The 18,235-nt window shown below is 59.6% G+C and carries 16 protein-coding genes; 2 read left to right on the top strand and 14 right to left on the bottom strand.

Annotated features, from left to right (window positions below; translation table 11 throughout):
• Nucleotides 1-91 precede the first annotated feature (91 nt).
• The 14 genes from AXYL_RS33535 to AXYL_RS33610 form a co-directional block, all read right to left on the bottom strand.
• Nucleotides 92-3,217, bottom strand: coding sequence for a hypothetical protein (locus AXYL_RS33535; RefSeq protein ID WP_013397269.1), 3,126 nt, complete (start codon nt 3,215-3,217; stop codon nt 92-94).
• 297 nt (nt 3,218-3,514) lie between these two features.
• Nucleotides 3,515-4,774 (bottom strand): hypothetical protein, encoded by a 1,260-nt coding sequence (locus AXYL_RS33545; RefSeq protein WP_041657754.1) that lies wholly within the window; start codon nt 4,772-4,774, stop codon nt 3,515-3,517.
• 11 nt (nt 4,775-4,785) lie between these two features.
• Nucleotides 4,786-5,442 carry a hypothetical protein gene (locus tag AXYL_RS33550; RefSeq protein ID WP_013397272.1) on the bottom strand — a complete coding sequence of 219 codons (657 nt, stop codon included), beginning with the start codon at nt 5,440-5,442 and terminating at the stop codon, nt 4,786-4,788.
• Nucleotides 5,443-5,476: 34 nt separating this feature from the next.
• A complete protein-coding gene (locus AXYL_RS33555; protein WP_013397273.1) occupies nt 5,477-5,836 on the bottom strand; it encodes a DUF6750 family protein in 360 nt (119 codons plus the stop codon).
• Nucleotides 5,837-5,913: 77 nt separating this feature from the next.
• Nucleotides 5,914-6,420, bottom strand: coding sequence for a hypothetical protein (locus AXYL_RS33560; protein WP_013397274.1), 507 nt, complete (start codon nt 6,418-6,420; stop codon nt 5,914-5,916).
• Nucleotides 6,421-6,432: 12 nt separating this feature from the next.
• Nucleotides 6,433-7,614 carry a hypothetical protein gene (locus AXYL_RS34675; RefSeq protein WP_013397275.1) on the bottom strand — a complete coding sequence of 394 codons (1,182 nt, stop codon included), beginning with the start codon at nt 7,612-7,614 and terminating at the stop codon, nt 6,433-6,435.
• Between the two features lie 43 nt (nt 7,615-7,657).
• Complete coding sequence (locus tag AXYL_RS33575) at nt 7,658-8,845, bottom strand: DotG/IcmE/VirB10 family protein (RefSeq protein WP_013397276.1); 1,188 nt, start codon at nt 8,843-8,845, stop codon at nt 7,658-7,660.
• Nucleotides 8,846-8,861: 16 nt separating this feature from the next.
• Nucleotides 8,862-9,671, bottom strand: a complete 810-nt coding sequence (locus AXYL_RS33580; RefSeq protein WP_041657767.1) for a DotH/IcmK family type IV secretion protein — start codon at nt 9,669-9,671, stop codon at nt 8,862-8,864.
• A 391-nt stretch (nt 9,672-10,062) separates the two neighbouring features.
• A complete protein-coding gene (locus tag AXYL_RS33585; RefSeq protein WP_013397278.1) occupies nt 10,063-10,569 on the bottom strand; it encodes a hypothetical protein in 507 nt (168 codons plus the stop codon).
• Nucleotides 10,570-10,699: 130 nt separating this feature from the next.
• Nucleotides 10,700-11,302 (bottom strand): DotI/IcmL family type IV secretion protein, encoded by a 603-nt coding sequence (locus AXYL_RS35125; RefSeq protein WP_013397279.1) that lies wholly within the window; start codon nt 11,300-11,302, stop codon nt 10,700-10,702.
• 2 nt (nt 11,303-11,304) lie between these two features.
• Nucleotides 11,305-11,598, bottom strand: a complete 294-nt coding sequence (locus tag AXYL_RS35130; RefSeq protein WP_013397280.1) for a hypothetical protein — start codon at nt 11,596-11,598, stop codon at nt 11,305-11,307.
• Nucleotides 11,595-12,023: a hypothetical protein gene (locus AXYL_RS35135; protein WP_013397281.1), complete on the bottom strand. Its 429-nt coding sequence runs from the start codon at nt 12,021-12,023 to the stop codon at nt 11,595-11,597. The genes AXYL_RS35130 and AXYL_RS35135 overlap by 4 nt, the downstream gene beginning before the upstream one ends.
• Before the next feature lie 241 nt (nt 12,024-12,264).
• Nucleotides 12,265-12,987 (bottom strand): hypothetical protein, encoded by a 723-nt coding sequence (locus AXYL_RS33605; protein WP_013397282.1) that lies wholly within the window; start codon nt 12,985-12,987, stop codon nt 12,265-12,267.
• Between the two features lie 65 nt (nt 12,988-13,052).
• Entirely contained in the window at nt 13,053-13,955 is a 903-nt protein-coding gene (locus AXYL_RS33610; RefSeq protein ID WP_148260777.1) for a hypothetical protein, read from the bottom strand.
• A gap of 320 nt (nt 13,956-14,275) precedes the next feature.
• On the opposite strand from AXYL_RS33610, the gene AXYL_RS33615 reads away from it, so the two are divergent.
• Both AXYL_RS33615 and AXYL_RS33620 read left to right on the top strand, forming a co-directional pair.
• Nucleotides 14,276-17,059: an autotransporter domain-containing protein gene (locus AXYL_RS33615; RefSeq protein WP_013397284.1), complete on the top strand. Its 2,784-nt coding sequence runs from the start codon at nt 14,276-14,278 to the stop codon at nt 17,057-17,059.
• Nucleotides 17,060-17,234: 175 nt separating this feature from the next.
• Nucleotides 17,235-18,203 (top strand): hypothetical protein, encoded by a 969-nt coding sequence (locus AXYL_RS33620; protein WP_013397285.1) that lies wholly within the window; start codon nt 17,235-17,237, stop codon nt 18,201-18,203.
• The last annotated feature ends 32 nt before the right edge of the window (nt 18,204-18,235 follow it).

Genomic DNA, 18,235 nt, shown 5'->3' on the forward strand with positions numbered 1-18,235 from the left:
CATACTAGAAAAACACCTTCGCGACAGAGCGACGACGAATTTCCCCGGGAAAACATGGGCGTAGACTCCACTTCAGTGGAGTCCTCACGCCTCAAGCGGCAATGGCCGCGGACTGTTCCAGCGCACGCGCTGCGATCTCACGGCCAACTGTCACGGTTAGCCCACCGTCCTCCACCTCATCCTCGCCGCTCATCCGCAGCTTCCGCGCCTCAATCAATGTGCGGGCAGAACCACTGGGTAGTTGCTCGGTCAAGGCTAGAAGCGCCTTCCAATAGTCGCCGCCCAGCTGCTCCGCCACTTGATTGCGAACTGCGGCGTCGATGGCGGAACTGTTAAAAGCCCACAATTCCAAAGGGGACGCAGTGTGGTATAGCAACTGACTCACCGGCCCCTTAACCGTCTTGAAGTAGGCGAAGATTGGGCTTCCCGTCGACGTCGGCCCCAAACACTTCGTCATGATGCAATGGCGCTCAGAATCGGTCAGATTCAACGCCTGCTGAATCTCTTTACCCTCCTCTTCGCTACCGGCCCCCAGAATAAAGACCGATGCGATCGACTTCAGCATCGCCGGAGGTACGTCGCTAAATTGCTGGGAAACAAGGAATGGGAAGACCTGGTACTTTCGGCCCGTCCGATAGTCCGAGTCGATCAGCCCTTCCAAAGCCTCCACGTTCTTCGCAAAGTGGAACTCGTCGTATTCGAGGAATTTCGGAGACGTGTAGATCTCCTGTACGCGCGTCATGTGGTACCGCCTGTAGCGGTCGGGGCAAGTCGTATCGAGCTCATCCCAGCGAAGGAAGTAGTTACGTGCGCCGACATTGCGCCCGAACATCATCATCACGGCAGCGCGACGGCGAGATTCTTCGTCTTCGCCTCCAGAAACAAGTTCTTCCAGGTCGATCGCGACAACGCGAGCGTGGTCCAGATCAAACTGCGTCACCGTGGCGAGCAATGCATAATCCTTCGCCGCGGCGCTAATAGCTCGGGTGAATACTGCCACAATCGCTTCGCCAGATTTCGACGGTGTGGGCTCGCCAGGGCGGTCATATTGGTCACGGACGGACTGCGCACGCGCCGCGCTGATCAAGTCATAGAGCACGGGAACTGCGTAGCGCTGAACAACGATCGCCTCATGGACCTTGCCATGATCGAACAATTCGTCAACCAGGTCATAGACGCGACGCCCCTCGGATTGAATGCCCAGACTGTCCATCACGCGGGTCATTTCGTGGTGATTAGCCCGTTGCCAACGCTTCACCTCCGGACTTCCCCGTGAGAACATCTCATATGCAGCGTCAATCACTGCGCCAATGAACTTGCCTCCCTCGTCACCGAGGTTCGGCGACATCGCCGAAATGACATACCGCTGAAAATCCCGCTCTCGTTCCGTGGGACGGTCGAAACCCAGTTGAGTATCAAACGGGTTACTCGCAAACTTCGCCTCATTTCGCACGCGGACGGAAACTGCCTGGTGCCGCTTGTGCTCAGGCAGAATCGACTTCAATAGGGCAATGTTTAGCGCCGAGCTCATCCCGAAGTCGGTGATTGTGATGTACGGCAAGTCCTGCAGCCCGGGACCCATCGCAACGCTGAAGTTGAGCGAATTGAGCAGAAGGGATTTACCGCGACCAGGCGGGGCGATCACACATCCACCCGTATTGGCCTGGACCGTCGAACCAAATGCGATCGGGAACAGCTTTCCGAACTCCGTGCGCAGCAGTAGCTCCCCAGAGCGCCAGGGAGAGGCGGCACGAAAGAGGGGAAGCGCTCGCACGGCCGCGGCCAAAGGGGTCGGTACAAATGGAAGGGGCGAGCGCGCCGAGAGCCCCGGCGCCGCGGCAAAGCAAAGCTCGGCCGGCGCACCGGATTCATTGCTGACCGTAGAGCCTCCCCAGTTCTGCACCTTGCTCTTCAACTGTGACGCGCGTGCAAACGCTTCTGCCTGCGACTTATGGGACCAGGTGGTGAAAACACCCCGAAGGGCCACATCGATTGATCGATGGTTCCTCAAGGCATCCCAGGCAAGCTTGATGGATTTGTTGTAGTCGCCCATGCCACCGAGGAACGACGCCATCGTGGCGCTGGCCTTCTTGTACCGCTGTCCATCCGGGAACAGTTCGAAGGAGGCTGTATAAGGAAGACGGGCTCCATCGCTCCCCCCGACATCGCTCACGCTTCGTGCAAACGCGTTGAACCCTGGCGCGGGGTCTTCCGAGGGGAATACGTCGAGCGAAAATCCGACATGCACGGACCCTTCCCTCGTTATCCCTTCATAGTCCTTAAAGAACTCGTGCGTCGCCGCAGTATGGACTTGACGCCCAATCCCCAAAGGCAGAAGGTCCGCCGCATCATCGCCGCGGCGGCCGACGGTAGCCGGCCCTCCCCGCCCTCCAAGCAGCGCGGGCTTCCAGCCTTCTGGAGCGGCTCGTCCTTCAAGGAACGAGCGAAGAATCGGAAGCGATTCCTCGCTCGATATCACTTCACCGATCAGACCAATCCCCGCTTCATGATCCGTCAGGTTCTTTACCAGCGTGTTCAGAGCAGCTTGGTGGCGCATCGCCAGCAGCGGAGGAATACCAATCGCATTTTGGGAGAACTGAGAGTTTGCCCCTCGAACCGCGTCTCGTCCCGAGCCCGCACGTGCCTTCGCCAATTCATCAGAGGCACGGGCAGCTTCGTCAGCTGACAGACCACTACGCAAGGTGAACAGCCCCACAATAATGCTCTCATCAACGATGACACCAGAGAGCGCCTGGGCCTTTCGCTCCAACCAAATCTCCAGGCCCTGTCCGGCACCCATACGGCGACCTGTCGCTAGCGCCGGCTGGAAGGCCTTGTTCAACACCTGCGCGGCCCCCTCGGGATCCGACCGAAACCCAATGACAAGCCTGTGCTGCCTGGCAGCTCCAGCTCCGAGCACATGTTCGAGCGCGGTCTCAAGCTGCTCCACCAGCTTGTCGAACTCGGCAGGGCCAATGTATCGCCCCCGACCTTCGATGCGAATATAGGAAACGAGATCGCGACTCTTGGAGATCAAGGTCTTCTTGTCAAAGTTCGACACGAGGGACACGGTGCCTTCGACGTCGTTTCGCCAGACCATGCCGATAAAGTGCAGGATCGTCGCTTCGATGGCTTCGCGTTTTTTTAAGCAGACGGCCAGGAAGCCCACCTGAATCGACATGAAAGCGATTAATAGAACAATTGTGGTGGTACTCACTCAGCTGAACCTCAAACGTGAATTTTTACTTTGATGCCGTGTTTCGGGACTTTGCGACGTCTCGGAGCGGTAAAACTCTCTGAATGGTCTCGTGGGTTGGATGTAGGCCGTCCAACCCCAGGTACAGCTTCGTTAGAGCCACTATTGCGCCTACTGCGTCTTCCATCGCCACGCACTCATCCAACTCCATTTGGATGCTGGCGCCCCCCCGTCGAAACTTCTCCACGAGCGGCCCAAAGGGAGGTTCGATCGCGGCTGCAGGCACGAACTTAAAGCTCGGCAACGGCGGCAGCGACGTCACTGGAACTGCCCCGGACCGCCTGCGGGATACTGAAACCCTTCGAGCTCCCAAAACCGCTGGGCAATCTGCAGGTCCGAATCTTGCAACCGCAGCACGATGGCCCCTTCGCCGTAAGCCTCAACGTGCAGTCCGTCTTGGTGGGCACGGAGCGCCACTTCGTGCATGAGCGCCCTATCCATTGCCCGAAGCCAAATACTCCATATGTCGGCGTGCTCCACCTCACGGTCCGCCACCGGGCGCGCCGTGGCCAGCGCCAGCCAGTGGCAATGAGCCACCAAGCCATACGCATAGGAGAGCGCTCGCTCCGCGCGCCCAGTCAGCGCTTCGGGGAGCTGGGCACGAGAGGGAAGCGGTCGAGTCCCATCCTCATCGAGAAGGAAGCCTTCAGCCTTCACTTCCATGAACTCGCTCAATTTTGCGAGCTCAGGCTGGGAGAACCACCCTCTGCGCCGCGCATTGCGGGCCCCGTCAAACCCAAGAGCGGCGAGTGTTACGGGCGACGTGTCCTCCATGCCCTGCCGTAGCGACGCTTCAGCGCGCACCAGACACGGGCGAGCCAGCATTTCGCCGAGTAGCTCCACACCGGCGGTGCCCTGGACGTGAACCCAGTTCTTGCCCACTGGAAATTGCATCTGCAGCATCTGCCGCGCATACGCGAGACGATTGAACCGAAGCGTCACAAACCGAGTGCCCGGCCCGAGGGGCCATTCACCCCATTGCGGAATTGCTCGGACCTGATATGCGGAGGACAACACTTCACGCTGGCGTGGGAAGCTCTCCACGCCGCTCAATGGGCCCCTGGGTAGATCGCGACCAATATCCTGGTGTAAATACTCGCCCTTCAATCCGTGAACCCAGCGATACGCCGATCCCGCACCGTAGGCGCTCGCGCCTGCTCGAAGTGCACGATCGAGGACGCCTGCCACATGCGCCGCGGCGCCGTCTGGCAAACGTCCATCCGGCTGTACGTCAAGACCCAAATCTCGGGCGATTTCCTGTACGCTCGCGCCGATGAAGGCGGAGCAGCGGAGGTTCCCCTTGCGCCGCACGGGTTCGTCGCCAGTACTAAGGTTGGTAATCCACAGCACGGCCTGGTCGAGATCCCCGACGTGTTCGAAGCGGCGAACCTCCCCATCGGGAGAGAAGAGTTTTCCGCTGGTGCCGGAGTTAGGATCGTCGAACTGTGCATATCCGGAGAGCGGAATTACTCCCGCGTCCACGCGTACCGACACCGCATCTTCACCAAGAATTGCCAAGATCCTCTCCTCTATTTCGCCTCGGCCTCACCGGGCCCTTCAGTCATCCGCCGCCTGGTTTCTTGGGTGAGTGAATCCCACCGATCGCAGTCCGCGAAAGCCGCATGCACATCACCCATCGTTCCCTGCAGATCCCGCATCAGCGCAGGGGAAAAGACCATCCGGAGCTCAGTAACGTCGCGCATCGCATACTCACCATCGGACAGAAAGCGCATGGCTTGTCCGTAGGCGGCTGATTTCATGGAGCCGTATCCGCTTTTCGCGTCGAAAATTCGAGCCTGAAGACGTTGAGATACCTGCGTTGCACGCTCGCGTTCCGTTGGGTGCTCCATCGCGGCTGCCATAGCCCAATGAAGCAAATTCAGATCCGTACCCGACAGCTCAGGAATGACCGCGACGAGGCTATGAGCGGCCATATCCCGGCCGCGGCCACACGGATCGTTTTCGCCCACCGCGGAGTAGCTCGCGCACAGTTCGCACTTGTGCTCCTTTCCCTTCTCGCCGAATCGCGTCGAGAACGAACTTGGAACGGAAACACCACAGTCCGCACACTGCACAGACTGCAGGCCGCTATCCTTTGTGGTCGCAGCGGCTCTGCCAGACTTCTGCTGCCGAGAAGGCGCATCTTCTGCATCCCCGCGGCGAATGGAAAGGAATAAGTCCTTCACTGTGCGCACTCCATAGGCTCGTTGGTAAAAGCCGTCAGAACAGGTTCTTGCCGATGTCCCCGGCGCCCGCCCCGAATGTCTCGGTCACGGCGCCGATAACGAACCCGATCACAATGAGACCGCATCCACCGAACAGCGCCAAAAAGATCCGGGCCGCAGTGACGTCTTCGCCACGTTCGCCTGCCTTCTTGCGCATCAGACTGAATGCATAGATGACGGAAGCGACACCAATGAGCACCGCGGCAGCAACGAACAACTGCGTGCCCACCTTGACCAGGTCAATACCCCGGTTACCCATCTCGATCAGGTCGGCGTGCGCAGTGGCCATCAACGCCAACTGCGCCACAACCACGGCAAGACTCCGCGCCGTACCGGATTTCCAGATTTTCTTCATATCTCTTTCCTAAAAATGGCCCGAAGTTTCGAGCGACAGTTCCTGTGAATTCACCTACTTACACGAGATCATCCCCCTCAGAACAACCCTCCTATGTTCAAAGCGATCGTCCCGAAGACGATGTGCCAAAACCCTCGCCACATTAGGTCGCCCGGTTGATTTGGGCTGCCGTTTGACATCTCCCGCCAAAGCAGCAAGCCGCGGAACACGGCAATCGCGCCAAACATCGCTACCCAACTGACAATGGCGAGCGCGACGCGACTCCAGAAGCTACTTTGAGAAACCTGCGCCGGCAGGTAAGACAGCGCGCTGGCCGGTGCCTGCGGTGCGCTACCCATCAAAAGCTGCGTCACATCGGTGGAGAACCCAGCCAAGCGGAGAAAGAAGTAGCCAATCAGAACGTGGGCAACCACTGGGCCAAACAGCGGTCTTCCTTCACGTTGGCCCTGCGACTGGGCAACACACATGCGAAGCGCCAGATAGATGCATATCAATCCCGCGAGCACGCTCAGCCCCATGAACACCAACCGCATGATGTTCTGGGTGAACTCGAGCGAGCCGCTCAGGAAGGCGTCCAAGTCCATTTCAGGCTGCCGCTAGCGAGGTTGGATTGTTCCGGCCGTCGTGATCACCTTCATGCCATCGAATCCAGTGACGCGCGCGCCGCGCACAACAGCGCCTACCCTTACCGTGGCTTCGAGCTGGTTCTGCTCATTCATCACCCATGCGATCTGTGTGTCGCCACCAGTGGTCGGATATGCGCCCTTGACCCACAAACCGGCGAGCTTTCCGCTCTTCGCCTCGCCACTGGTCGCAGTCCGCTTGGGTCCAGCCGCCGCCGCAGTTGCTCTGGCCGGCTTCGGCTCCACGACTCGTGCAGGCGCCTTTGCGGCCGCAGGATTCGACTGCACCTTCTCGGGAATCTTATCGGCGACCTGGCTTAGTTTCGCCAGGATTGCCGCCTGGCCACCCTCCATAGCGGCGAGGCGCCCCTGCAAGATTTCCATCTGCTTGTTCAACTCGACAACGTTGGCCGCCACTAGGTCGACTTTGCCACCAAGATCGCGAGCGCTCGAAGCTGTCGCACTTCCCTGCATGTTGGTCGACGCCACTCCCAGAACTGCGGGCGGCACCACGTCCAAGGCCTGACGGGGATCCGCGGCTCGGTCGCTGTTCACATGGCCGTCCTCGAACTCGGCCCCTCCAAGTTCCGATTCCTGGACGCGGCCGCCAAACTCGAAATCCTGCTGCGTTGGCTGGCCCTGCTGACGTTCGGCTGGGGTGGAGACTGAAGTTGGCGTGGGAGCTGCCGCTGCAGGCGCCATTGCGGGCACCGTAGCTGCAGTGGCGGAGGCTGGAGCCGTGGGAGCCTTTGCAGGGACCGGAGTTCGGATGCTCGATTCGGCGAGTTGGGCGGAGGGCTCGCTCGGAGCGGACGGCCTCAGGAAGAGGTAGCCACCCACCACCACGGCGCAGACAAACACCGCACTTCCAATGCGAAAGATCCAGTCCGCGCGCTTGCGGCGCTTTGCCTTTTCCTCGGGGTCTTCTTCGTCGAATTGACCCTCCTCGCTGCCCCGTTCAAGGTCTCCATCCGGGTCGTGATGCTCAGGGTGCAGCCGATCTTCTGGAGGAAGCTGCCCTTCAGGATCTCCATCCTGGTGTGAGGCCGTAGCCCAGGCGTCCGGCTGCCCTGCTTCGGGACCGGGTTGGGAGTCGGATGTCGTATCCGAAGGCAGATCAACCTGCCCCGAATCGCGATGAGTGTCAGTGGTCATTCAGAGTTTCTCCGTTTTTTCGGCTGATAGCCCGTCTTTCGGTCTACTTGGCGTCCTTCGCGTACACCGGTTGGTCGAATCGAATTCCGATCGGCGTAAATTGAGGCAAGGTCATACGGTTCTTCTTGTTGGCGCGGCGCTGAATCTCTGCTTCCGTGATTTGTTGAGCTTTCGAGACGCCCGCGCCAATACCGGTGTTCTTCGCGTCTTCCTTTGACGCACGTTCGTCGCTCACAACGATGTCGCCGCCGATTCCTGTGGGCACATACCGCTGCGCGGTACGGCCACGCTCAGTAAAGTAAGTCGCAACGCCCCACATTCCCGACGAGAGGACGGGCATGACGTATCGATCCCAGAAGCGATGGTCGACGTCAGCTCCCATTGCGCGAGACGCGGTCTGCTCGTTCACTCCCACCGCCTTGACGGGAAAGAACTTTCCGTTGAACCGCATAGAATCGAAGCCGATAGAGAAGTCCTCTTCAAACACCACCAGCTTGCCGACGAAGGTAGCGCCTGCCAGCGGCCCCCCCGTGATCTTGGCCGTCACCTCATCCGTCTTGTCTGTGTCGATCGGACTCAGCAGCTCGGCAGCGTGGATCTCTTGGCCCTGGGTAAGATCTGCGCCGCGAGAGGCGCTCGCATCGACACTATTGGCAGTCGAATTGGCCGCAGCCAGCGCAACTGGCGCGCCCCTTTGCCTTACTTCGGCGTCTTCCCTTTGGAATTGCTGCACGGCGACCGCCTTGACTTCCATGCCGTCCATAATCCGCTCGACCTGGCGCATCAGCCCCTGATTATCTTGAGCGCGCTGAGCATTAGGATTACCCGTCGCGTTTCGAACGACTGGTCGCCCCACCTCAGCCGCAGTGGAAGGCTGAAGGAGATCGACTGGCTCCGAGGGGCCCAGAGTTCCTTCGTTTGGAATGTACGTTTTGCCGTACTTTCTTGCCGCGTCTGCCTCCTCGCGGAAAATGCGGTCCTGCTTTTCTTGCATAGCTGGACTCAGTTCTCTGCGAACTTCACCATTACCCGTAGGATTTATCGGCCCGATGGCGGACGCCGGCGCGCTACTTTTGTTGCTTCCGGCCTGAACCCACCAGACGAGGCCCATTGCAGTAAAGATGGCCAGGATCAGCAGGCCACCAATAAGCATCAGGTTGCGCTTGAAGCCCCGCGCAACTGGGCGCGATTGTGGCTTCTCGGAAGCCTCGGAATCACTCTTCGTTGTCATTTATCAGTCTCGATCGTCATTGGTGGCGCCAAGCTTTGTCTGAGGCAGCGACGGTCGGCTGCAGACCCTTGATCCGCACCGTATGGGATACACCGTCATCAGTGGCGACGGCCACAATAGGAGTGGGGGGCAGTTCGTACACTGCCGTGCCGTCCGCGGCGGGCATGCGCTCATACCAGGCAGGTGACGACACGAGACCGGCGATTCGAAGGACCAACTTTCCATCCGGCGACTGCCATGCCCGCGCCCCCGGCACACCCGTCACCTCGAGGCGCCGCGCCCCTTCAGGCGTGCCTCCATACAAGTAGCCATCCAATTTCGCGCCTACTGTAGGCAAACCACTGGCTCGACCAATCTTCGTCACGGACCCCGGCGATAGAGATGGCAATCGGAGGTCGACCCGGACATCGGTGGTGACTTGAGCGGGGATGACCGTAAACGACCACGCGACGCTCATCCCTTCGAGCAGGACGCCCACGGAAGCGATCTTATGGTTGCTAAGCCCTTCGATTGAAAGCGTGCTTGGACCCATACGCTCTACCTTGATGGCCCCTTCGTTGTAGTTCTTCACCGAACTGACGGGCCACCCATTGCCTTCCCGGTCGATGATGTTGACCAGCGCACCCTGACCAGGGGTGACCTGCACCACTTGGGGCCGCGCACCGGGTGAAAGATCAATGTCATAGGTAACAGAGACGGGAATCAGATCGGAACGGAGTGGCTGCACTTCTGCCGCTTGCCTTTCGTCGATCGACTTGCGGAATTTGAGAATCTCACTGGGATTCAATGGCGCGACTTGATCCACAGCCGTGGTGACCATGTCCATGCGAGGTGAAGGAAGAGGAGCATCGGTTGCGACCGACTGCTCGCTTCCGCCAGGCCCCTTTGAGGCAGTTGGAGAGGGATTCTGGCCAGGTGCCGACTTGGCAGGCTGCAGAGCCGCACCGGTCGGCTGCTGCCCCGCCGGCGCCTGAGCCACTTCGGCGCCGTCATCTCCGACATACTTCGCATTACTCACCTGGGGAGCGTTGGAGACCGCCTTAGCGCCCCTTCCGAGAACAGGGCCAGTGTTTGGCGCTCCCGCAGCTTGTGGCTCGCCCTGGGTGGTTTGCGGTGCGGGCTGTGCCTGAATGTTCAAGCCAATGGCGCTTACTAGGGCAGCGACGACGGTCCATCGCCCCCGGCCGGATTTCGTGATCAGAATACTCATAGTTTCCCTACTCGCGAGGCGTCAAGGGCCGCACGACCGGAGCCACGCTTCGCCCCGATCGAACCGCTTCGTCGTAGGCACTGAAGAGGCCGCAGACGACGCCGCACGCGAAGTCATTAGGCGCTTGGTGAAACCAGACTTCCCAATCCTCGAAATCCGGGCCGAACTCGGGCTGATCGAGGTCGGCAAATGCACTGTGCTTGATTGCAAGCTCGTTGTTGTGATGGTCGATCGCTCCCATGACCTGGAGCCCGAGTTGGCTGTCGACCATGTCATCCGCCGTGAGCTGATTCAAGTTTGTTCGCGCCGTGTACAAACCAAAGGCAAAGCCAAGGGCGAGGTCACTGGGAGCCGAATGCATCAGCTCCATCGCCGTGCCCTCTGAACGCATTCCGGAGCCGTTCAAGCCACCCACTGCTCGCCACCACTTGGACCAATGCTTGCCCACTGTGGGTTGGATGCGAGACATGACGATGGCCCGCATCTTGAAAATGCCCTGGTGATTCACGCTCACTCTTTACTCCTTTTGCTTCCGGCCCATTCGGCCGCGTCGCCTGTGTGTTCTTTCATCTCAAGTGCCTGAGGAGCGCCCGAGGCTCCTTTTTCGCGTAGGCTCAGGTACTCACAATGCACTTTCTCTTTCGCTACTGACGTGTTTTTCGTGCGGGCTCGAGCTGGATCGTGTGAACAGAAATGCCGCGGGCATGTTCTTCCGGCGGTACTTGAACAACCTGTATTCGGGCGATTCGCTCACGAGGTGAGTACGAGGCGCGTTGGCCCTGGAACCTGATCGTGATCGGGATCTCGATATCCCATGCCACTCGGCCGTGGAAGAGGTGCGCAGACCTGGACATGAGAGGAGCCTCTGTCGAGTTGCTCATCACGGCACGCTCCTTTCGCATGTCGTCCAGAATCGGCTCCAGTTGCGTTTGGAGCATGCGTCCACCCTGCGTGGTGTAGAACCTCTTCGCGTAGTTGAGCGTTCCGATGACGTTCACGAAATCGTGCGAGAAGGAAGCGCGAAGCGCTTCCTCAGCAAAGTCCAATACCCTCGAATCCGAGACGTTTTGCGTGTCGAGCGGCGCCGGTCGCATGACTTGCAGCCGATCGTTCACCGCAAACGGGATTTGCTTTTCACGACTCGCCACGGTGAGGAGCAGGCCATTTGCTAACGTCATGATGGCAAGAGTCACCGACAAGATGAGGATCACCAGGGCCGGGGAAATGCGCTTCACACTTTTTGCCATGGCTACTTTCCTCCGCTGCGTAGAGCAGCCATTTCTTCGGTGATGGCGACGGGCACCTCGGGACGAACTCCATTGACGTAGACAGCGGGGCGATACACCGCGCCACCAGGTGCGTGGGCTTCCAACCGAGCTTCGGCGAAGAACAGTCGGGTGGATCCATAGAGGGAAATGCAGGAGTTCAGCAGCGCTGCTATCGCCAAGTAGAGCAGCACCCTGCCGACCAGACCGCCGTGCCGCTGCAACAGCACGTTGGCTTCTTCGTCCACAGCGCTGGCATCGAGAGAGAAGGCCTTCACATGACCCTCGCGGCGGAAGTGCGAGCAGGATCCAGGGCGAAGCCATCCTCGGGCTGCTTGCCGAAATGAGCCTTCAGCCAAAGCAGGAAGCTCGCCTTCCTGCGAACTTCGCTTCGGCATCGCCCGGACGGGCTGGACTTCAAATTGGTATCTCGCGAGAACTGATTCCAGACAGCCTCAGCTGCCGACTCGGCCAGGCCGATCGCGGTCAACGCAGGGGCAACATAGGCGGGGAAATTCTGGACGCCGGCCACCGGTTGAGTGATAGAGAGCGTCCCATCGCGAAGCAGCTGCGCGACAAAGGCCCGGACAATGCTCGCGTCGTCGCTCCTGAACTCACTTTGACGTTCCAGCCAGTGAAGAGTCGCGAGATTTGCATCGGGTTGGCCGAGAGGCCACGCGGTGCTAGGTATCGTTTTTGCCACGGATCCTCACTATCTACGGGCGCATTTATTGGGATGAATAAACATAATGAATCATACTGGAAACAAAATTTTGCCCGCAACACGACGCGCCACCTTTTTGAAGGGGCCTGGGCTTTGTGAGGACCGAGGAATGGGCGAAACGCGGAGATGCGTTTACGACAGCTGGAAGCGCCACGAGAGTGGCAGGAATGAAAAAGGGGCGCCCCGCGGCGCCCCTTCGATGATCCCCTCTAATCCAGCACTAGGGCTGAATGTCTAAAAGCGGGGACGGGTTATACAGATCAATGATGTCCGGGTTGAAGCGCATCGTGACCACCTTGGACTGGAGCTGGTCCTTTTCAGGCATATCAGGAACACCAATACGCGCGATATAGCGGACCGCCTGGATCTTCGGGAACTCATCGAACAACTGCTGGAGAAGACCTGGGAACGTCCGCGCCATGTACAGCACATGCTCATGCTTACGGTGAACCAACGACTCGGCGATCTTTTCCATCTCTGAGCGTTCCACGCGACGCAATTTGCTCAGCTGCGCATCGAAGTGGACCATGAAATAGGTCAGTAGGTCGTGCGTGATTGTGCGGTCGTTGCGAGTCAAGTCGAGGCCGGGCGTCTCGTCCAGCGGCAACAAGTTGCCGACGGAAAAGGGAAACGAAAAGTCGATCCGCTTCGGGATGTTCGGCCGGCATTTCTCATATAGCGCAGTGCTGTACCCGCCGGCGGACTTGCTCCAGCCCGACTTGGCAATGTACGTCTGCAGCGGCTCGTGAAAGCGGTACAACTGGTCTTCCCCATCTAGCAGGTCGACGCTCAGTTCACGTAGAGACACCCGCACCGGGGATTCTTCCGTCGTGGACGGATCAATCGGAATGTAGGCCTCCAACTGCTGCCGACTCGTCTTCGGCGGCGCAGCGGCAGGCTGTACGACTTGCTCGGGCGCGCCCGAGGCAGGTTTGGTTTTCATAGATCCTCAAGATTGGACAACACGGAGGCCAGGCGCGGAGCAGCTATGCTCGCCGCGACGAGCACTCACTCGTCATTCCGCACTACGCGCGAAGCGTAAAGCTCCTTCACTTCTTTATAGAGATCGCTTTCAAAAGGATCTTCCTGAGCGATTTTCTCCAGGACATACTGAGCCTGCGGCAGATGGCCGATACGCCGTTGCCAGCAAAACTGCGCCAGCGCCTTCAGATCTTGATAGGCCTGCTGGGGCGTGCACATGACGCCACGTTCAAAATCCGCCATGTTGGACGTGTCCGCTTCGCGCAACCGCGACATCAGAACGCGCAACGAGGGTTTGGAATTGCTCCGCGTGCCATTAACCATCGCGTAGCGGTTGTTCACGTTCCCGTTGAGGAGCATCGGTAGCCACTCGAGCACCATGACGCGCAATCGCGACAGCAGGTCCGAGCGCGCGCCCCCCATGTTGAGCCAGTGAGGCGAACCGTAATAGACGCCGATGTCCTGGAAGAGCCAATCAGTAAAGCGATCCGACTTCCAATGATCTTCCTCCGCTACGATTCGCAGCGACAATGGATGTGGACGGGCGACGTAAAGATGCAGGTTCATCTCGACCTGAATGTCGACCAGGCCAGGCCGTGCAATGGCTTCACGAAAACGCACCTCTTGGGGAGAACTCACCCCGAGGATCTCCGCGCATTGACGCTCCGTCATCTGGAGCGGACCTTCCCGCAGCAAGTTCAGCTTCTCGCCTGTCAGCGGAAAGTCGGCAGGATCAGCGACTTTGCGCAGGTAGTACTGAAGCCGCGTCGGCTTGGTCTTTGAGGGATCGAAGTACTGAAGTTCTATCGCCATAAAAGGGTTCGGTTGCGCGTCTAGGCCGCGCGTTAGTTCTTGTTTGACCGCAATCCTCGCTCTGGCATCAAGCCACACCGGCAAATTGCGCGGCTGACGCAATTCCTGCGGACTCATCGCTTAGAAGATGAATCGTAAGGATCATACATTCTTTGCATAGCGGGCGACAGAGCATAAGCGTTTCAAAACGCGTCAATTCTCTTTGCTCAGAAGCACTCGCCACGATCCCCTGCTCGCCCCCTTCCCGTGGGTCGAACCCTATTTTGCGTACACTACGCCTTTTTTTCAAGAAGAAACCACAGATTTCTGTTTATTTCGTAAAAATTCTTTGGGATGTGCGTCTCATCTGTCATTATGAATCGTACTTCTCATTCATCAATTAAACCATAGCCGCTAACGCCGTCCAAGGCATCGGTTTCTACGGAGATAGCCCTGCAATGACTACCCCCAAATCCCGCCAGTTCGCATCTAAGCTGGCACTTTCTGTTCTGACCCTGGCCATCCTGTCCGCCTGCGGCGGCGGCGGTGGTGGTGGTGGTGGCGGCGACGGCGGAAGCCTCCCCGGCACCGGCCCTGGCACCGGCACCGGCCCTGGCACCGGCACCGGTCCTGGCACCGGTGGCGGCACCCCTCCCGATCCCGGTTCGCAGAAGCCCACGCCGACGACACCGGTCGCCGCGGACTTCAATGGCGCGGGCGTGAAAGTGGGCGTGCAGGACGGCGGCTTCCAGGGCGACGGCTTCGCCGATCACCCGGCGGCAGTCGCTGGCGCACTCAAAGAAGTGATCTCGCCGGTTTACGCCGAAGCAGGTAGCCATGGCGCCATCGTCAGCCGCGTCATTGGTGGAAAGGACATCGGCGACGGCTTCCCGGCCGGTGCGGCGTCTGGCTTCAGTCTCTATCAGGCGAACCTGCCCAGCGTCTTCAATTCCACGATCCTCAGCACCAACTTGACGGCCATGGCCAGCAAGGGCGTCAAGATTGTCAACAACTCCTGGTCCTTTACCACCAGCCCTGCATGGGCGCTGCCCGGCGGTGCGAACACCCTGCCCGGCTCCGCCTTCGTGCAGGACTTTTTCCCTGTCTTCCGCGATGCTGTTCTGCGAGACGCTCAACTGTTGATCTGGGCGAACGGCAACGAAAGCCAAGCAAACCCATATCTGGCCGCTGGCGCCCCCTATGTCGACCCCGCGCTCGAGCGCGGTTGGCTGACGGTGACCCAAATCCAGGCGGACGGCACGCTTTCCCCCTGGTCGAACGCGTGCGGTGTAGCAGCGAACTGGTGCCTCAGCAGCGAAGCGCCGGCCGGTCTGACGGGCACGTCGTTTGCCGCCCCCGTTGTGACCGCAGCAGCCGCACAAGTTTCCCAGGCCTTCCCCTGGATGGACAATTCCGCGCTGCGTCAGACCCTGCTTTCCACGGCAGATGACATGGGCGACCGCTCTAAGTTCGGCTGGGGCCGCCTCAACACCGACCGCGCTGTCCGTGGCCCGGCCAAGTTCGACACGAGCCTGACGCTCGGTGGTGACTTCATCGCCAACTTCGACGGCTACCGTTCCCAGTTCTTCAACGATATTTCGGGCAACGCAGGTCTGACCAAGGACGGCACCGGCTCCCTGGTGCTGTGGGGCAATAACTCCTACGCCGGCGCAACGACGATCGCCAAGGGTACCGTCGAGCTGTTCGGCAGCGTCACCAGCGATGTCAACGTCTTCGTTGACGGGAAGCTGGCTTCCAACGGTGGCGTAGCCGGTGCATCCGTGAACAACAGCGGCGTGGTGCAATCGACGGGTGCCGGCCTGCACATCAAGGGCAACTACAACGCCTGGCGCCCGGAAGCGACGCTTATGACCCAGCTCGGCACCACGGTGACGGTGGATGGTCAGGCTGCTCTGAACAATTCCAATCTTGTCGTCACGAAGCCCGAGGACACCTACGTCGTCAAGAGCAAGGAAACTGCCGTTAAGGCCGGCCAGGTACAGGGCCAGTTCGGCTCGGTCACCGGTGCCACGGGCCTGCTGTACACGGTGACCGCGAGCTACACGCCCACGCAAGTGGACCTGGATGTTGCCCGCAATAACGTCGTCAACGTCTCCCAGGGTCTGTACGCGGGCCAAACGAGTCGCCTGGCTTCCGCCGAAGCAGTGGAAGCCGCCTTCCAAGCCACCGACGCCAAGGTGCAAGGCCAGCCGCAGGTGCGCGTGAGCGAAGAGTTCGTGACGGCCGCCGCCAAGCTTCAGGCGGTTGACAGCGCAGAAGCCTTGGCTGCAACGCTCGACAGCGTTAGCGGCCAGCTCTATGCCTCCTCGCAGGCCCTGACGTTCCAGCAATCGCAGGCCGTAAACCGCGCGCTCTCCAACCGCGTCGACGAGCTCGCCATTCCGGGTGCGAAGACCGGCGGCTGGGTGAACATGGTCGGTGGCTCGGGCAAGCTGGAACAATCCGGCTTCGCCAGTGCAGACACGAGCCTGTTCGGTGGTCAAGTCGGTTTCGACCATCGCATCTCTGAGAAGGCCGTACTCGGTGCTGCTCTCACCTGGTCTGACGCCAAGGCCGATTTCGACAGCTACGGTGGCAAGTCGAAGAGCCAGGGCACCGGCCTGTCGCTCTATGGCCGCTACGGCGCCGATGTGGGCACCTACGTTTCCGGCCGTGCGGGTTACGAATGGATCAAGTCCAACGTCAAGCGCGACATCCTGGTCGATGGCGTCGAGAACGTGAACAGCGGTCGCACGGACTATCTGACCTCGCTGTACGCAGAAGTCGGCCATGCCTTCAGCCTGAATGGCGCTCGCGTCACCCCGTTCGTCGGCCTGTCCTACGACAACCTGAATCGCGGCGCCATTGACGAGTCCGACAGCGCCTTTGGTCTGAAGGCAGATAAGAAGTCCTACGACCAAGCCGCTGGTCTGCTGGGCCTGCGCCTGCAATCGTCGGTCGTCGCCTGGGCTGGTGGTCAAACCGTGTTCACGGGCTATGGCGCCTACCGCTACGGCAATCCGACCAACCTGGACTTCACGGCCGCGTTCGCTGGCGCGCCGGACGCCGATTTCAAGGTCAAGGGCATCGGCCTGCAACGTCACACCGGCTGGATCGGCCTGGGCGCCACGTCGCAAGTCGGCGCCGACCTGTCCTGGTTCGTGAACTACGACATGCAGCTCGGCCGTGGCGGTGTGAACAACAACGTCTTCTCCGCCGGTCTGCGCTACGCATTCCACTAATCCGCATCCGATCGGGGCGCCCTGCCGGCGCGCCCCCTTCACTTTTGGCGAGGGCCTCACCCCTCGCCTTTTTTTTGTCCACTACAGCCGTAGAAAGTTTTGGAGTACATATGGATATGTGTATCTTGATTTCGTATGGAATGGCAGTCCGCCGTCCCCCACACCTGAGATTCACATGGCCAACGCATATGCCCTCGCCACCTGCCTTTTGATCGTCCGCCGCTGCACGGTCGTCATTGAAAAACTCTTCGGGAGCTTTGCCTCCAGGTTCACGGAAGCCTCCGACACAAAAGTGGCCGCTGCACCTCCGGACTTCAAGGTGTTCAGCTTTTACCTTGAAGATGGTGACGGGCTATCCGATTCCGAACCGATTTTCAACGCATTGCACGATCTGCTGCACTCGCTTGGTCTTGGCGTCGGCTTAAATGAACTTACTGATGAGGAAGTTCTTCACTGCTTATGCCTTCATTTCCAGAAGCCGGACCATCCGGTCATCAACGCGCTTCTGGATGAAGCAGACAGCGGTGAGGTCAGTATTGCAACCCTTTGCACTCTTGCGACGGTTCTCAATGATGGCCATGACCTTTGGGCGCTCTCTGTGCAAGAGGGGCGTTGGGCCGACCGCTGTGAGTATGGAAATTTTGGAGGCTCCGCTCAGTATCTTGGCTCCCATTTTGCGGGGTTCTTCGGTACCAATTCTTCCCTAGGCGCCGCGCAGAAGCTTCAGACCACACTCAGTCAAGGCAATGTGTCTGCGGCCGCCGAGGTCGTGGCGGCTAGAGTTCAAGGCATCTTGAAGGCTATTCAGCAGGAGGATCAGCGGGAAGCGGTCTTGGCAGACTTGAGGCTCTTGCTACAGCGCCCCCACCCCAGCATTCCGCAGTGCCTAACCACTGTCGTCCTGTCCACCGCACACATCCCGGACGACGCTACGGCCCGGAAATACTTCGATGCAGAGGGAGTGTCAATGGAATTTGGCTGGCTTTGGAAAGTTCCACCGCGCTCGCCTGAGGCCCGCGAATATCTCGAAATTCCCGCCTGGCTACAGCCGATCCTCGCCTACGCCGACTTGAATGAAATTGACCGTATTGAGTTCGATAAAGACGGCGAAATGATTGAGGACCTGCCTCTCTACGACTGGTGAGCGGCCGCCTCCCGAGCGCGCGCGAAGCTGAA

This window comes from Achromobacter xylosoxidans A8, from assembly GCF_000165835.1.
Lineage (GTDB): Bacteria > Pseudomonadota > Gammaproteobacteria > Burkholderiales > Burkholderiaceae_B > Achromobacter > Achromobacter xylosoxidans_B.

Bases quoted from the DNA above. Each gene is read 5' to 3' on its own strand.
- AXYL_RS34675 (WP_013397275.1), bottom strand. From the start codon at position 7,614: ATGACCACTGACACTCATCGCGATTCGGGGCAGGTTGATCTGCCTTCG.
- AXYL_RS33605 (WP_013397282.1), bottom strand. From the start codon at position 12,987: ATGAAAACCAAACCTGCCTCGGGCGCGCCCGAGCAAGTCGTACAGCCT.
- AXYL_RS33555 (WP_013397273.1), bottom strand. From the start codon at position 5,836: ATGAAGAAAATCTGGAAATCCGGTACGGCGCGGAGTCTTGCCGTGGTT.
- AXYL_RS35125 (WP_013397279.1), bottom strand. From the start codon at position 11,302: ATGGCAAAAAGTGTGAAGCGCATTTCCCCGGCCCTGGTGATCCTCATC.
- AXYL_RS33560 (WP_013397274.1), bottom strand. From the start codon at position 6,420: ATGGACTTGGACGCCTTCCTGAGCGGCTCGCTCGAGTTCACCCAGAAC.
- AXYL_RS33615 (WP_013397284.1), top strand. From the start codon at position 14,276: ATGACTACCCCCAAATCCCGCCAGTTCGCATCTAAGCTGGCACTTTCT.
- AXYL_RS33575 (WP_013397276.1), bottom strand. From the start codon at position 8,845: ATGACAACGAAGAGTGATTCCGAGGCTTCCGAGAAGCCACAATCGCGC.
- AXYL_RS33580 (WP_041657767.1), bottom strand. From the start codon at position 9,671: ATGGACATGGTCACCACGGCTGTGGATCAAGTCGCGCCATTGAATCCC.
- AXYL_RS33620 (WP_013397285.1), top strand. From the start codon at position 17,235: ATGGCCAACGCATATGCCCTCGCCACCTGCCTTTTGATCGTCCGCCGC.
- AXYL_RS33610 (WP_148260777.1), bottom strand. From the start codon at position 13,955: ATGAGTCCGCAGGAATTGCGTCAGCCGCGCAATTTGCCGGTGTGGCTT.